We start from the raw sequence: 17,406 nt of genomic DNA, 5'->3' as shown, positions 1-17,406 counted from the left end.
AGATAATGGAAAATGCCATTGTGAAGTGTGTAAGTGTATTGTTGACCATTTTATTGATGAATACGACAGTATTGTTTGCTCAAAAGAGATCCGAGCTGATCATGTGGTATGACCAGCCTGCAGATTCCATGATCTGGGAACAGGCTTTGCCACTCGGAAATGGAAGAATGGGAGCCATGATTTATGGAATTCCAGCCCACGAGAAAATACAGCTCAACGAAGAGACGATATGGGCTGGAGGGCCTTATCGCAATGATAATAAGAAGAGTGGAGCTGCTTTAAAAACAATTCAGAACGATATTTTCGCTGGTAGATTAGCTGATGCTGATAAACTTGCAAACGAAACTTTTTTCACAAAAACACATGGCATGCCTTATCAAACTGCGGGAAACATCTTACTGAGATTTCCGGGCCATGAACAATATCAGGACTATTATCGTGCTCTTGATCTTGAGCGTGCTATCTCCTTAACGCAATATACCGTAAATGGAATTACTTTCACGCGCGAAATTTTTGCCTCCTTTGCCGATGATGTGATTGTAATGCAAATCACATCGAGTAAAAAAGGGGGGATAAACTGTGAATTGAGCTATGAAAATGAGTCGCGACATCGCGTTTTCAAAAGTGCACGCTCATTAGCCCTGGAGGGAAAGGGAAGTGACCATGAGGGGATCTCGGGACAAATTGTCTATCAAACGCACACAGCCGTTCAAAATACAGATGGGGTAGTCGATATTTCAGATACTAAAATTGAGGTGAAGGGAGCTAGTAGAATTCGGATATATGTATCAATTGCGACCAATTTTAAACATTATAATCTTTTGGGGGCTGATCCTTTTGCCAGAGCTGCTGATCGGTTGCAAAGTGCAATGTCCCATAGTTATGAACTTGCATTGAAACATCATAAAGAGATCTATGCAAGGCAGTTTCAGCGCTTCAAGCTACAACTGGGTGAAGAGAGGTATGCAGAGAGCCAGCCGGTACCGACCCGTATAGCTAACTTTACACAAACACAAGACCCTAAACTTGTGGCTCTGCTGGTCCAATTCGGACGTTATTTGCTGATTTGTTCGTCACAACCCGGGGGACAGCCCGCCAACCTACAAGGAATATGGAATAGGTCTAGGTCACCGGCGTGGGACAGTAAATATACCATCAATATAAATACCGAGATGAACTATTGGCCTGCGGATGTGACCAACCTCTCGCATACGCTGCAACCTCTATTTGAGATGATCAATGAGCTTAGTGAAAGCGGAAAAGAGACTGCTCAAACGATGTACAATGCCCGAGGTTGGGTTGCTCATCACAATACGGATATATGGCGCGTAACGAGCCCAATTGATTTCGCAGCGGCTGGAATGTGGCCCAGTGGTGGATTATGGCTATCTCAGCATCTTTGGGAACATTACCTGTTTAGCGGAGACAAAGTATTTTTAAAGCAAGTTTATCCCATTATGAAAGGGGCCAGTGAGTTTCTGCTTTCGGCACTTATACGACATCCGGGGTATCCCGACAAAGACTGGTGGGTACTTTGCCCTTCTATATCTCCGGAACAGGGGCCTTTGTCTGCAGGTGTGACAATGGACAATCAGCTCTGTTTTGACATGTTGACCCGTACGGCTAAGGCGGCAGAAATCCTGGGTGTAGACAACCATTTCAGAGATAGTCTGTTGGTAACGTTAAAACGTATTCCACCCATGCAAATCGGCAAATATAGCCAATTGCAGGAGTGGCTAGAGGACCTGGATGACCCCCAGAATCAGCATAGGCACGTGTCGCATTTATATGGCTTATTTCCCAGTAATCAGATTTCGCCTGTTCGTACCCCCGAATTGTTTGAAGCAGCGCGCAACTCATTAATGTACCGCGGTGATTTTGCAACGGGGTGGTCTATTGGTTGGAAAATCAATTTATGGGCACGGCTATTGGATGGAAATCACGCCTACGAAATCATAAAAAAGATGTTGACAATATCTGATCAAAATCATCCTGATGGAAGAACCTATCCGAATATGTTTACTGCTCATCCTCCCTTCCAGATCGACGGCAATTTTGGATTGACAGCAGGTGTAGCGGAAATGTTGGTTCAAAGTCATGACGGCGCTATACATCTGTTACCGGCTATTCCAGATCGCTGGAAACAAGGCACGGTAAAGGGGATTAAGGCACGAGGTGGTTTTGAAATTGAACTCTATTGGGAAAATGGACATATAAAAAAGGTAATTGTGTCTTCATCACTTGGTGGAAACTTGCGATTAAGAACAGCATCAGCACTGCGAGGAAAGGGTTTGCAAAAGGTTAATAAAGTACAGCCTAACCCTTTGTTAGTTCCAGCAACAACGCCCGCAGCCATGATTTCGCCGGACGCAAATTTGAAAGGAAACAAGTTGCAGAGCTATTATGAATATGACGTGCCCACTGCGCCTGGAGGAAAGTATACTTTTACTGGTCTATGGAATTAACCCTATTATTTAACCTGATCAACAACTTAACAATGAAAATTATCGTGCTTGCTCTATCTTTTTTTGCCCTGTTTACAATCGCTTCAGCGCAACAGGCGAAAAACCCGATCATTTTTGCCGATGTACCTGATATGTCGATGATACGTGTTGGCGATACCTATTACATGAGTAGTACAACCATGCATATGAATCCCGGACTTCCGATTATGAAATCCAAAGATCTGGTTAATTGGACATTGGTAAATTATGCGTATAACATTTTGGGAGATACCGAGGAACTAAATCTGTCGCAGCATAAAAATGCATATGGACATGGCTCGTGGGCAAGCAGCTTGCGTTTCCATGATGGTAAATACTATGTCAGTACATTTTCCGCAAATACGGGAAAAACGCATATCTACACAACAAGAGATATAGAAAATGGTCCATGGGAAGCAAAAGAATTTATGCCAATGCTGCACGATCACAGCTTATTCTTTGAGCATGGAAAGACCTATATATTGTGGGGCGGGGGGCGTTTGCATATGGCCGAATTGGCACCAGATTTTTCAGGCATAAAACCCGGGACGGAGCGGATACTTATCCAAGATGCTTCTTTGCCAAGCTTGCCGAAAAACGGAAAAATGGGCTTGCCTGCCGAAGGTTCACAAATGTTCAAGATAAATGGTATGTATTATCTTTTTAATATTTCTTGGCCAGCAGGGGGAATGCGTACGGTTATCGTGCATCGTGCTACCCGACTTGAAGGACCTTACGAAGGCAGGGTAGTCCTACAGGATCAGGGGGTAGCACAAGGTGGCTTGATTGATATGCCGAACGGGCAGTGGTATGCTTATCTTTTCCAAGATCATGGCGCAGTTGGTCGAATTCCATTTTTAGTGCCTGTCGACTGGGAAAACGGATGGCCTGTACTAGGTGTTCAGGGGAAAGTACCAGTTGAATTAAACCTTTCAGCTAATCAGTCTCTTATACCGGGTATTGTCAATTCAGATGATTTTAACAGAAAAAAAGGCCAGTCAGACTTGCCTTTGGTATGGCAATGGAATCATAATCCGGATCCTAAACTATGGTCGGTAACTGAGCGCAAGGGCTTCTTGCGATTGAAGACCGGGGAACTTACTGATGATTTTTTACGAGCCAAAAACACTTTGACGCAACGAACTATTGGACCTTTATGCAGTGGCTCTATTGCTATTGATGTGTCGGAGATGAAGGATGGTGATTTTGCAGGTTTGTCCCTGTTGCAGAAGAACTATGGTCTTCTGGGGGTCCTTATGGAAGGAAACAACAAATCACTGGTAATGGTCAATGCTACGACAGGAATTCCGGAAGAAGTAGCCAAGATTAGCTTGCAGGAGCAACGTATATTTCTGAAAGCGAGCTGTGATTTTACCAATAAAAGAGACATTGCCGAGTTCTTTTACAGTACGGATGGACAGCATTGGACGGTTATAGGCAGTCCATTGAAAATGAACTATACGATACCTCATTTTATGGGGTATAGGTTTGGAATTTTTAACTATGCCAGTAAGGCAGCTGGTGGCTATGTTGATATTGATTATTTTCAAATTACGCCAAATTAAAACGATATGAAAAGACTTTTTTTTATGCGGGTAATTTTCGGGTTTTCGATCATGCTTTTCGTAACAATTAATGTATTAATGGCTCAGAATCCGATTGTACAAACCGCATATACGGCAGATCCAGCACCTATGGTGTATAATAATCGTCTATATCTCTATACAACACATGATGAAGATGAATCCACCTGGTTTAATATGAACAATTGGCGTGTATATTCTACCAATGATATGGTCAACTGGACCGATCATGGTGCGATCTTGTCCTATACCGATTTTGAGTGGGCCAAAGGTGACGCTTGGGCAGCGCAATGTGTAGAGAAAAATGGTAAGTTTTATTTATATGTTCCCGTGATCTCCAAATTGAATAATCGAGGAGCAATTGGGGTGGCAGTTGCGGACAGTCCATTGGGACCATTTCATGATCCTTTGGGAAAACCGCTTGTGCAAAGTGAATGGGGGGATATTGATCCGACTGTATTTGTTGATGACGACGGACAGGTACATATGTATTGGGGTAATCCACAATTGAAATATGTAAAACTCAATGCAGATATGATCTCCTATCAGGGTGATATTGTGGAAGTTCCCATGACGGCAGCATCATTCGGCAGAAGAGAGGGGGATCCCAAACGCCCCTCCAATTACGAGGAAGGGCCCTGGTTGTACAAAAGAAATAGTCTATATTACCTTTTTTGGCCGGGAGGACCTTTACCCGAATTTATTGGCTATTCGACCAGTAAAAAAGCGGAGGGTCCATGGAAATATGGTGGAGTGGTGATGCCTGCGGAAGGGAGGGCTTTTACCAATCACCCAGGTGTGATCGATTTTAAAGGAAAGAGTTACTTCTTCTATCACAATGGCGCCTTACCGGGAGGGGGAGGTTTCACGCGCTCAGTCGCTGTTCAGGAATTGAAGTTTAATCCTGATGGTAGCATCCTGCCCATGAAAATGACTGCGGGGATTGCCGAAGCTCTTACCCATGTGGACCCTTATAGCCTAATACAGGCCGAAACAATTTCCTGGTCTGAACATGTTAAATCGTTCCAAAATAATAAAGTGGGCGTTTTTATTAAAGCGCTTAAAAACGGTGCTTATACTTGTATAAAAAACGTTGATTTTGGCGACAAGGGAGCAACGACTTTCTTCGCACGGGTAGGCACAACACACAATGGCGGTGTCAGTATGGAGGTGAGGTCAAACGCGGTGGATGGTCCTATCCTAACGACGATACAAGTTCCAATGACGGGTGGAGACGACAGATGGACTACGATAGACACTTCGCTTTCCGACAAGGTGTCAGGTGTCCATGACTTGTACTTTGTCTTTAAAGGTAAGGCTCCATCCAATATTCTTTTTTTCGATTGTTGGAAGTTTGGAAAATAAAGGAAAAAGTATAGTGTGGCGCTGTTCATTGTTTTGTTACTGTTATTGCTGCCAAGTTTTGGTAAAATACGTGGCCCCTACGATATGGAGATCAACGAACTGGTCATAAGGGATATTATGCTACCAGTTGTCAAGGACGGACGGCATGCCAAGTTGTATCCAAATATTAAACATCCCCAAGCAGTGCGCTATGCTTAGGGCAATTATCCTGTAGACGCAAATCTGATCAATAAAGAGGGACTATTGGCAACACCTTTCCGTACCGATAATTGGTAGGATAAATCTAATTTAATCAGATAAGTCAATTCGAAAGAGTAACGAACAATTTATAATTCAGTAATTTAAATAACTAATTTATTCAATTTTATGAAGGGACTAAATATTGTCTTAAAAAAAAGGGCAATGGTATTTGTATTATCCATCGCAGGAATTTTGTCGACGACAATGGTGGTAGGGCAACAACAAAATGTCGTGAAGGATTTAAGTAAAGGTTTTGTACATCAATCTATCGGTAATCCCTACTTGCCACTTTGGGAGCATCTTCCTGATGGCGAACCCCGAGTTTTTGAAGATCCGGATCGGCCCGGAAAATATCGTGCTTATATCATTGGTTCACACGATCTGCGTTTTACAAGTTATTGCGGACCCGACATTCGGATGTGGTCGGCACCTATTGAGGATTTGACGAGCTGGCGTGATGAGGGGGCGATTTTTACCTATCCGATGGATGGCAAATGGGACGTCATGTATGCGCCGGATCTTGTTGAGGTCAAACAAAAAGATGGAAAGAAAGAATATTATTTGTTTCCACATAGTCGGGGCGAACATCGTGAAGCCATGGTCGTTAAAGGAGAAAGACCCAATGGTCCATTTAAACCGGTGAATCTGACTGCGGACGGTAGGCGTACCTTGCCGGGAAGTATCTTGGGATTTGATCCCGCAGTATACATTGAGTATGTTACCGATCCGAACGATCCCGATTTCGAAATTGGCTTCCGAGCTTATGGGTTTTGGGGATTTCAACGATCCATGGCAGCGCAGCTGGATCAGAAAACAATGTATTCGCTGCGACCGGGAACTGAGATTATTAATTATCTATTGCCGGCAAGTGCGCGATATGGTGAGTTACGTGATCCCAAAGGAACTTCTTATCCCAATATTTTTTCCGGAGAAGATTTGGGTACTTTTAATTTCTTTGAAGCCTCATCGATTCGTAAGGTCGGAAATAAATTTGTCACAGTATACAGTGGCTATTCTGGGCCAGAATATGGTGTCGGTAGTTCCAACTCGACTTTACGCTATGCCGTCGCGGATTCACCACTAGGGCCCTGGAAGAGCGGTGGCGTATTGGTCGACTCCCGAGCTCCAGTATTGAATCGAGATGGCTCGGGGATTGAAACCAGTAATGCAGGTCACAATACGCATGGCAGTATTGAATTAATCAATGGACAATGGTATGTCTTTTATCATAGACCGCCGCGGGGATTTGGTTTTGCCAGACAGGCTGTGGTAGAGCCTATTAAAGTGCAATGGGATGAAAAGTCTGTAAAAGAAGGTGGAATGGTTTCCATTCGTGCCTTTGACCCTTACCATGCAAACCTGACCATTAAGGATAAGCAGGGAAAGGAATATAAAGGCGCGGAGGTTACATCCGAAGGGTTCCATTTTTATGGGTTAGATCCTTACAGGTACTATTCTGCCGGATATGCCTGTTATCTTTCAGATATCAGCCTACAGCGGGATTCATGGGATGTCTGGGACAATCATATGCCGGTGACTAATATGAAAAATGGAAATATTGTCGGTTTTAAATATTTTGGCTTCGGTGGTCTTGATCAGGATAAGTTTGGATTGAAAGCTTTTAGTGGTACGAAAGTAGGAAATCGCACCGCTTTCGATCTGTTTATCGCTCCAAAAACACGAAGTGCGTTTAAAGTCAATGTGTGGTTGGATGGTCCTTGGGAGAATGATGTCTGGAAGGGGAAAAAGATTGCCCAAATAGCCATTTCGGCTAATTCCAAACCTGAGGTAACACAAGTAACAGTTGATGTTTCAAAATACGTTGATCACCTGGAGGGCAAGCATGCGCTATATCTGGTGGCCGAAGGAGAGGAAGGAAAACCACTCTTTGATTTTATCGGACTGGGGTTTAGTTCGAAAGATAAGAAAATTGTACGTCCAATATCGCCAACGGTCGATATTATTGTAAATGGCAAAAAACTTGAATTGCCTTCTATACCAATTCGGTCTACGGATGAGAATGGCATCATTGGTTACAATACTTACGAGGTCGCATCTCCTATTGAAGTTAAAGGTAAAAATATCCCTATTGTAAAAGCATCATCAGTTAATCCTGAAGTGAAAATTACGGTCAGACAGGCGAATTCATTGGCAGATCACGCCCAAGTTGACTGTGTTTACAAAGGACAGATGAAAAGCTATCTGATAAAATATATTACAGAGTAAATAGATCAATGGTAATTTGCCGAACTTGGAGTTCAGTGTAAGGAGAGGGGATCTAGATTCCCTCTTTTTTTGTGCCCATAAAACGCTTGGGTAACTCTTGTCTTTGGTAATTTCTTGTATAATATGTTTTTTAAACATTTTTATTGGTATATAAAACATTTGTATCGGGTGCTGACAGTATAGTACTTGTAGTTTTACCCTGACAATTAAACTAATCGAATAACCAATTATATGGATCAATGCATCACAGAGGTAAAGCCCGTAAAAGGCTTTTACAAGCTTTCAATGAAACAAAGGATGGGATTTGGTGCTGGTGACCTTGCTCAGAACCTTATCTATCAGACTGTTTCCATGTATCTATTGATTTTCTATACCAATGTGTATGGAATTTCAGCCGCTTCGGCGGGAATTATGTTTCTCATCGTTCGTATAGTCGACGTCATATGGGATCCCGTTGTCGGTGCATTTGTCGATAAGAACAGCCCTCGTATGGGAAAGTATCGGTCATACTTGCTTTTGGGCGGAATTCCGCTTACAGGTTTTGCAATCCTTTGTTTTTGGAATGGGTTTTCGGGATCACTGACATACGCGTATATCACCTATATAGGGTTATCCATGTTATATACATTGGTTAATGTCCCTTATGGAGCTTTGAATGCTTCCTTAACCCGAGATACGGATGAGGTAACAAAGTTGACATCTACCCGTATGTTTATGGCCAATATAGGTGGGCTGGCTGTGGGATATGGTGTACCGCTTGTGGTGAAATATTTCTCACCCGATGGAAAGATCAATTCGAAGGATTCGGCTGAGGCATGGTTTGTGACAATGCTGATCTATGCTTTGGTCGGCTTAGTGCTTTTATTCTTTTGTTTTTCGCAAACAAAAGAACGCGTTATTATGGATGAAAAAGATACCGAAAATGTCAAGGTGTCTGATCTTTGGCAGGAATTTAAGCATAACCGACCATTGCGGATACTGGCATTTTTCTTCATTACTGCTTTTTCGATGATGGCGATCGGAAACTCGGCAGGGTCCTACTATATGATCTATAACGTAAATGCACCTGATATGCTTCCTTATTTCATGGCTTTGGGATCAATACCGGCATTTATTTTTATGCCGCTTATACCAGCTATTAAACGTGCGATCGGAAAGAAGCAAATGTTTTATGTTTTTTTGGGAATTGCAATCCTGGGCATGATCATGTTATACGTTATTTCAACGAACGAAGCTCTTAAAGGAAATACCTGGCTGGTGTTGAGTGCGCAATTTATCAAGTCTACGGGTGTTATTGTTGCGACGGGATACATGTGGGCGCTTGTTCCTGAGGTAATATCCTATGGTGAATATAAAACCGGCAAACGCATATCCGGGATTGTTAATGCATTGACAGGGATTTTTTACAAAGCCGGTATGGCACTGGGTGGGATCGTTCCGGGATTGGTACTAGCTTATGTGGCATTTGATAAAGATAATGTTGCGACACAATCGGACATGGCAGAAAAGGGAATTCTATGGCTCGTAGCTGTTATTCCTGCAATACTTTTATTGTTGGCGATGTATGTGATTTCCAAGTATGAGTTGGATGATGCCACTATAGATAAGATCAACAGGGAAATAGAATCCAGAGTTAATTACTAATCAAAAATAAATCATGAATTTGCTAAAAACTATCGTTTTGGCCGTAGTAGTCCTATTGGGCTTTAACCCTATCTCGGCAGCTATGCGAGGGATGAATCGAGAGCCTGATTCACTGACGTTGAAAGAGGCTTTTAAAGATAAATTTTTTATAGGCACAGCCCTTAACCTTGATCAGATATGGGAGCGAGACAGTAAAGCTGTAGCTGTCGTCAAAAAACAATTCAATTCCATTGTTGCCGAGAACTGCATGAAAAGTATGTTTTTGCAGCCTCAGGAAGGGCAGTTTTACTTTAAAGACGCAGATCGTTTTGTCGCATTTGGAGAACAGAACAAAATGCAGGTTATTGGTCATACATTAATCTGGCATTCGCAGACACCAGCTTGGTTTTTTGTTGATAAAAAAGGAAAAGATGTACCTCGGGAGGTATTGATTGAACGCATGCGTAAGCACATCCAAACTGTCGTTTCCCGCTATAAAGGTCGCGTTTTTGGCTGGGATGTTGTGAATGAAGCTATATTGGATAATGGCGAATGGCGTAAAAGCAAATTTTATCAGATTATTGGGCCAGAATTTATACAATTGGCTTTTCAATTTGCCCATGAGGCGGACCCCAACGCTGAATTGTATTATAATGACTATTCAACGGCCATTCCCGAAAAGCGAAAAGGAATTATGGCTATGGTACAACAGGTGAAGGCAGCCGGCGGACATATAAGTGGGGTTGGTATGCAGGAGCATAATGCGTTGGACAATCCGTCGCTGGAAGAAGTTGAAAAGACCATTTTGGGGTTTGCAGACCTTGGTGTGAAAGTTATGGTAACCGAGATGGATATTTCGGTGCTTCCACATGTGCGACCCAACATGGGCGCGGAAATTGGAGAACGCTATGCCTACAGTAAAGAAACGAACCCCTATGAAAAAGGTTTGCCTCCGGGCAAGATGGCGGAACTTGGCAAAAGATATGTTGCCTTTTTTAACCTATATCTCAAGCATCAAGATAAAATATCCCGTGTGACGTTGTGGGGCGTTGGTGATGGCGATTCGTGGAAGAACGGCTGGCCTATTCCGGGACGTACAGATTACCCGCTTTTGTTTGATCGTCATTATCAGCCCAAACCATTTGTAAAAGATATTATAGCATTGACTCAAAAAAAAAAAGTAATAAAGAAAATGAACAAAAGTAAATATTTATATCCAAGGGACTACATGGCTGATCCATCGGCCCATGTTTTTGAAAATAAAATCTATATTTATCCATCTCATGACCGAGAGAGTGGCATTCCTGAAAATGACAATGGCGATCATTTCGACATGCAAGATTACCATGTGTTTTCACTGGAAGATGTGCAGGACGAAGTCTTTGACCACGGGAAAGTATTGGATGTAAAAGATATTCCTTGGTCCGGCCGGCAACTTTGGGATTCGGATGTTACTGAGAAAGATGGCAAGTACTATATGTATTTTTCCATGAAAGACAAAAACGATATTTTTAGACTTGGTGTCGCATTAGCGGACAAACCCTACGGTCCATTTATACCGCAGGACGATCCGATCAAGGGAAGTTACAGCATCGATCCCTGTGCGTTTAAAGATGAGGATGGATCCTATTATCTCTATTTCGGTGGCATCTGGGGTGGGCAGCTTCAATTTTATCGAAATAATAAAATTGTTGTACCAAATGAATTGCCTAAGGCAGATGAACCGGCATTAACGCCAAAGGTCGTTAAGATATCTACAGATATGCTTGAATTTTCCGAGCAACCGCGAGATCTTGTCATCTTGGATAAAAATGGTATGGCCTTAAGACAAGGGGATACCGAAAAACGATTTTTTGAGGCGTCCTGGATGCATAAATATAAGGACAAGTATTATTTTTCTTATTCCACGGGTGATAGCCATTTAATTTGTTACGCAATAGGAGATAATCCTTATGGACCATTCACCTATCAGGGTGTTATTCTATCACCAGTTGTAGGCTGGACGACGCACCACAGTATTTTGGAGTTCAAGGGCAAATGGTACCTTTTTTATCATGATTCCGTTCCGTCGGGTGGAAAAACTTGGCTAAGAAGTATGAAAGTTGTTGAAATTGAATATGATGAAGATGGACATATCAAACCTATACATGGTTTATCTTCCTAAATAATCTTGACGGTACCATAGAACGTGGTTATACCGGTTATTCGCTGTGGAACTAGGGAAAACAGTCGAAACAGCTTTCTCCCCGCTATGAGCAAAATGCACGCGCTAATGTATCCATAGGAATAAATGCCACTGTATTGAACGTCGGTGGAAGTAACAACAGATCTTCCCAATGAATCGGGAAGATCTGTTGTTTATGCTCCGCTTTAACTAATTGAAATTGTTGATGAATTGATCTGCTACAATGTGCCAAGCCTTCTTTTTTTCTCCCCGATCAGATAATAATCCTTTTCTGTTCCATCCCTTTTGATAAATGGGATGGGCTCTCCCCGGAGAACGAAAATCTACTAGGAGCCATGGTGTTGCTCCACGTAGGAACGGTATGTTCTTGAACATTTTAAATTGGCGCATATAAATATCCGCCAGGTAATCTTCGCTCCAGCTGCTTGCCCGATTTGGGTCGATATTGTTTCCGAAAACTGCTTCACCACCAAATTCCGAAAAGATTAGCGGTTTATTGAATTTGGATATCCATTCGACTTCTTTATCTGTTTCGGGCCATGGTTTATACCAGCCGAGGTATTGATTGATCGCCATGATATCCATCAAACTATTGAGTTTATCTTCAATATAGGCCTTGTTGCCCTCAAAGCGCATATTATTAAACGCTGAGGTCACGAGACGGGTATTGTCCAACGATTTTGTCAGGTAATACAATGCTGTGAGCGAACTGTCTCTTGACGGCGAAGAGTAGGTTTCATTCGAGAGGCTCCATATGATGGTTGCCGCCCGGTTTTTATCCCGGGCAATCATCTCTTTGAGCATCAAGTTCATTTTTTCTTTCATGCCCGTATTTGCAAAGTCTATTCCCTGGTAAATGGGCAATTCTTCCCAAACCATCAAGCCCATTTTCTCCGCTATTTTTACCATCTTTTCATGATGCGGATAGTGTACCAGGCGCACATAATTACAACCCAGATCCTTGGCCCAGTTCAAAAGCATTTGATAATCGCTTTCACTATAGGCACGGGAGCGACGCTGAGGAACTTCTTCATGAATATTAATCCCTTTTAGAAAGATTGATTTGCCATTCAATAAAATATTTGTTCCATCAACTTTGATTGTTCGAAACCCAATTTGTTCCTTTATATGATCCGTTTCGGCAGAAACACGCACTTCATATAACTTTGGATTTTCCGGTGTCCACAAAGTCTTCTTCCGAAAAGGAAATTTGAGTATAGCTTTTCCCTCTTTATCTGTTCTGGATTTAAACCTGACATGCAATTCCGGAATGTTTATTTCTATATCTTGTTCTTTTGAAGGGCCATCAAGGGAGACGTATCCGTCAATGATATTTTCATCATGCTGTGCCAGTTGAATAAAGTAATCCTTTATATAGGTTTTTGGAGTTTCTATGAGGTCGACATCACGCGTTATCCCGCCATAATTGAACCAGTCGAAGCCAAGTCCGGGTATCCCATCCTTCATGCGCTGATTATTTACTTTCACGATAAGGCTATTTTCTCCGCCTTTTAGCAGGTCTGTTACTTCAAATTGGAAAGGTGTAAAACCACCTTCATGTTCACCGATTTTGCTGCCATTCAAATAAACTTCAGCCTTATAGTTTACTGCTGCGAAATGGAGAAAAAATCGGCGATCTTCAGTTTTTTGTACGTTAAATGTGCGCTTGTACCAGATGCTACTTTCATAATAGTTGAGCTCAAGAAGTTGGGAGTTGAAATCTCCGGGCACATGGAACTGAGGACCGCCTTCAAATGCGGATTCGACAAAGTCGGAGTTTTTTAAAGGCTTTCGATCTTTATAATAGGCAGCCCAATCTCCAGACCCGGCATCGAAGGGATCTATAATCACATTCCATAAACCATTTAAACTGCTGCTTTGCCGCCCTTCGATATGGATCATTGCGGATTGAGCAAACGATAGGAGCGGAAATAACTGTAATAAAGCTAATATAATTTTCATGTTGCACATAGTTTTAATTTTCTAATTTCTCGGCGATGTCCGAAGAAAGCCTTGCTGTATTATTTTCTAGTCCGAAGAAACGGTTTAATTAATCTTCAAAACCAGCGAAATTTGGTTTGGCTTCTCCACCGGCAAATTAACGGAAAGCGCCTCTTCATTTTGATGGAATATCAGTTTTCTCTTATGGCCCAATAGCGATACGGTTTTAACGCGCACTGAAGGAACTGTTTTATTTTTCTTTCCTAAAGACTTTATCAAAATTCTTCCATCGGTTGGCCAAGCCATGATATGAGCATAAATGGCGCCTCCTTTCTGCACGAAACGGATATCTTCTGCGGTATAGGCATTGTCCTTGTCTTCATTGAACCCAGCCGCATTCAAAGGGCTTTTTTCCGTTGTACTGGGACCCTCACCATATATTTGCCAGGGACGGGTATCAAAGATTCCTTCTTTATTGATTTGCATCCAGTCGCCTATTTCATGCAGAATTTTCTCTTCTTTTTCGTCTATGCTACCGTCTCCCTTGATCGGAACGTTAAGCAGCAGGTTACCATTTTTACTGACAATATCAATAAGCATATGGACGACCTTTTTACTGGACTTGTAAGTGTCGTTTTCGTAGTCATTTTTATTATAGTGCCAGCTGCCCAGACAGGTACATGTCTGCCAGGCTTTTTCTTGAACTTGATCGGGCACGCCACGCTCGACATCCCATACCAAACACTCTTTTTGTTGTTCGGATAAAATTTTTCCGAACAGCACTGCATCGACCTTTCCCTTGTTTTTCTTGGCGTTACTATTATAAAAATGGGCAGCAATATCGAGTCCAACATTACTGATAGGCCATAAGGGGAGAGTCGTATCATCAAAATAGAGCAGGTCAGGTTGATAGGTGTCGACCATGTCGACTGTCCGTTGATAGAAATTATCGATATACTCCTGCGTCGGTATGGAGGCTCCATTATGCCAATCCCATTGCGCCCATAATGATTTCACATCCTCGCTTCCCTTGCTAAGGGGGTGATTTTGACGGTAGAGCTCTTGGGGGTCATAGCCTTCCCACCATTTACCTTTTCCATCTTCTTTTGTTATGTTGCCATCATAGGGAACGCCTTTGAGCGAACCTGATTGGTCCGCTCGTTGAGCTGTTTCATACCATGTCCATGCATGGGAGGAATGGATGCTTACACCGAAGGGAAGGTTATTTTTTTTTGCGGCCTTTGACCATGCGGCGAGGATATCACGTTTGGGTCCCATATTGACCGAATTCCATTTTTGATATTTGCTATCCCACAGATCGAAGTTGTCGTGATGGTTTCCCATCGCAAAGAAATATTGTGCCCCGACCTTTTTGTACAATGCGACAAGTCTTTCAGGATCCCATTTTTCGGCTTTCCAGGTATTGATAACATCTTTAAATCCAGCCATAGAAGGATGACCATAATTTTTTAGATGCGAATTATATTGCCAGCTGCCTTCATCATACATGCCACGGGCATACCAATCGCCTTGTTCGGGCTGACATTGAGGTCCCCAGTGTGCCCAGATTCCGAACTTGGCATTGCGAAACCATTCAGGCGCTTCATATTGCGCCAGGGATTCCCAGGTAGGCTGAAATTTATCCGAAGAGGAGGCTGTTTCTCTTTTTTGTTGGGCGGATGCATTTAAAGCCGTTCCGAGGACTGTAAAAAGTAATAGTATTTTAAAAATATTCTTATTCATCGTATGCTGTGTTTTTATGTTGAATAATATGTTTAATCTGTTGATGCTACTGTGGTTTAATAACCGCGGCATAGCCGCCACCGTTGACCATTGGTATTTTTATTGACTTTCCAGCCTCAAATACCAGTGTTTTTTTATCGATTTTTGTAGGTGTTGTTGCCGCATCCTTTGCATCCTGCCAATATTCCAGCACATATTTGCCTGTAGGCAGAAAATTGGTCGGTATCGCAATGGTGCGGGCCATGTTGTTGGTCATGGCACCGATAAACCAGTTTGTTCCCGAACGTTTGGCCATCACAATAAATTCACCGGGGTAACCGTCTATGAAATGTGTATCATCCCATACTGTGGGTACGATCTGCAAAAAATCACCTCCAGGTTGGCCTAATACATGCTTTGGGTGGTCACAGAACACAGTCAGGGGACTTTCATATAGTACAAATTTGGCGAGTTCGGCACAGCGGGTATTCATCATCATGGTCGGTGATTGCTTCTTAAACCGGGCTGGGCTCACATTGAGAAAACCACCTGGCGTATAATCCATAGGCCCTGCTAGCATGCGCGTAAAAGGTAAAGTAACGTTATGCGTCGGGATGATGCGGTCAGAAAATTTGGCGTACTCTTCACCCAGTACACCTTCACGCGTGATCATATTGGGGTAGGTACGTTCGATGCCATCAGGTTTGTAGGCACCATGGAAGTTGACCATCAGTCGGTGATCGGCTGCTTTTTTGATCACTTTATGGTACCAGTTTACCATCTCCTGATCGTCGCGGTCCATAAAGTCTATTTTTACGCCAGCGATCCCCCAGCGCTCATACAGGGCAAAAGCTTCTTCGAAAGCATTGTTGCGGTTGGCATCGGTGCTGTATAGCCAAAGCCAAATCCGTACATTTTTCTTTCGGGCATAGTCAAGTATTTCGGGCATATTGATTTGGGGGGCGGGTTTGGTAATATCGGCTTGAGGTTGGTTAAACGGTCCATACCACTGCCAGTCGATTAGCATATAAGGCCATCCCTGAGCAGCGGCGAAGTCAATATATTCTTTGATAACGGCAGTCTCCATTTTTACTTCGCCGCTCCACCAGTGGTCCCATGCGCAAAGTCCCGGTTTTATCCATGTGGGGTCTTCGATTGCGCAAGGTGGGTTGAGCGATTGAACAATTTCGGATTCGATAAATCGTCCGGGGTTATCGCCTATCATCACCACACGCCAAGGAGTCTTTATTTTGTCTGCAAAACGCGCTTTGATACCGTCTTCTTTTTCACCCGGCAAAGGGGAAAGTTTGGTTGTGAGCAGGGCCTGCCCCTTAGTAGTGGAGCTGCTACCGATATAAAATCCGGGATAATTGTCTAAGTTCGCTTCGGTGATGGCCAGATAGTTTTCCTTGTCTACTTCGATCAATAAAGGAAGTCCGGTCAAGGTCTGATCGCTGAATCCGGCCAAGGGAACTTTATTGAATTCGCTTTCTTGGCTAGAGGTGTAACGAGGCTTATATGTTGCTGCCCAAGCGTGAGCCTGACCGGCGACTGAAAACCCGGTCATCTCGCGGCTGATGGCTCTGTTGCCTATTTTCGGACTGCTATACAATTGATAGCGAAAGGCTATCCCATTGTTATAGGCCCGAAAGAAGAGGTCCATCCGCCGTTTCTCACCTTCCTTTTCAATCAGGGCAAGATGAGTTTCGTTCCACTGCATGTCGATATGGGCGTGTTTATTCTTCACGACCGGTGTCCAAGAATCGCGTTGACTGCTGGTTTGAGGAGTGCTTAGCAAGGTAAAGCCTTTATGCATGTCAGGTTCATCTTGTAGTTCAAAACCCATTGGCGAAGGGTGTATGACTTGTTTGTCCCTGTAGGATACAGAGTAGGAGAGGCCATCGGATAGGTCAATGTCCAAACAAATTTTTCCATCGGGCGATTTTAATGTATAAGTCTGCGCCGAAAGGCTAGATGATATTGCGAGAAATAGAATGATAATAAATGCTCTCATGATAATTAGTGAATATGTTGATAG

10 protein-coding genes are annotated in these 17,406 nt (G+C 42.9%); 7 read left to right on the top strand and 3 right to left on the bottom strand.

The genetic code is table 11. The features are described from left to right. Positions 1-5: 5 nt before the first annotated feature. From G6053_RS15900 to G6053_RS30775, 7 genes are all read left to right on the top strand, one after another. Positions 6-2,465, top strand: a complete 2,460-nt coding sequence (locus G6053_RS15900) for a glycoside hydrolase family 95 protein (RefSeq protein WP_165307103.1) — start codon at positions 6-8, stop codon at positions 2,463-2,465. Beyond that, complete coding sequence (locus G6053_RS15895; protein WP_241254748.1) at positions 2,456-4,048, top strand: glycoside hydrolase 43 family protein; 1,593 nt, start codon at positions 2,456-2,458, stop codon at positions 4,046-4,048. The genes G6053_RS15900 and G6053_RS15895 overlap by 10 nt, the downstream gene beginning before the upstream one ends. Before the next feature lie 6 nt (positions 4,049-4,054). Further along, complete coding sequence (locus G6053_RS15890; RefSeq protein ID WP_241254747.1) at positions 4,055-5,431, top strand: glycoside hydrolase family 43 protein; 1,377 nt, start codon at positions 4,055-4,057, stop codon at positions 5,429-5,431. A gap of 15 nt (positions 5,432-5,446) precedes the next feature. Next, complete coding sequence (locus G6053_RS15885; protein ID WP_165305115.1) at positions 5,447-5,629, top strand: hypothetical protein; 183 nt, start codon at positions 5,447-5,449, stop codon at positions 5,627-5,629. A gap of 204 nt (positions 5,630-5,833) precedes the next feature. Beyond that, positions 5,834-7,897 carry a hypothetical protein gene (locus tag G6053_RS15880; RefSeq protein ID WP_206531747.1) on the top strand — a complete coding sequence of 688 codons (2,064 nt, stop codon included), beginning with the start codon at positions 5,834-5,836 and terminating at the stop codon, positions 7,895-7,897. A gap of 285 nt (positions 7,898-8,182) precedes the next feature. Beyond that, the gene (locus G6053_RS15875; protein WP_241254746.1) at positions 8,183-9,541 is read left to right on the top strand and encodes an MFS transporter; all 1,359 of its coding nucleotides are present in this window, start codon (positions 8,183-8,185) and stop codon (positions 9,539-9,541) included. Positions 9,542-9,554: 13 nt separating this feature from the next. Then, a complete protein-coding gene (locus G6053_RS30775) occupies positions 9,555-11,684 on the top strand; it encodes an endo-1,4-beta-xylanase (protein ID WP_165307100.1) in 2,130 nt (709 codons plus the stop codon). A 210-nt stretch (positions 11,685-11,894) separates the two neighbouring features. Here G6053_RS30775 and G6053_RS15865 read toward each other — a convergent pair whose 3' ends face one another. The 3 genes from G6053_RS15865 to G6053_RS30625 form a co-directional block, all read right to left on the bottom strand. Beyond that, positions 11,895-13,667, bottom strand: a complete 1,773-nt coding sequence (locus tag G6053_RS15865) for a glycoside hydrolase family 2 TIM barrel-domain containing protein (protein WP_206531745.1) — start codon at positions 13,665-13,667, stop codon at positions 11,895-11,897. A gap of 84 nt (positions 13,668-13,751) precedes the next feature. Beyond that, entirely contained in the window at positions 13,752-15,389 is a 1,638-nt protein-coding gene (locus G6053_RS15860) for an alpha-L-fucosidase (RefSeq protein WP_165307099.1), read from the bottom strand. A gap of 46 nt (positions 15,390-15,435) precedes the next feature. Then, positions 15,436-17,382, bottom strand: a complete 1,947-nt coding sequence (locus G6053_RS30625) for a glycoside hydrolase family 97 protein (protein ID WP_206531743.1) — start codon at positions 17,380-17,382, stop codon at positions 15,436-15,438. Positions 17,383-17,406 lie beyond the last annotated feature (24 nt).

The sequence above is a fragment of the Sphingobacterium sp. DR205 genome (assembly GCF_011064245.1).
Lineage (GTDB): Bacteria > Bacteroidota > Bacteroidia > Sphingobacteriales > Sphingobacteriaceae > Sphingobacterium > Sphingobacterium athyrii.
Note: the sequence above shows the minus strand (reverse complement) of the source record. Positions and strands in the feature narration are given on the sequence as shown.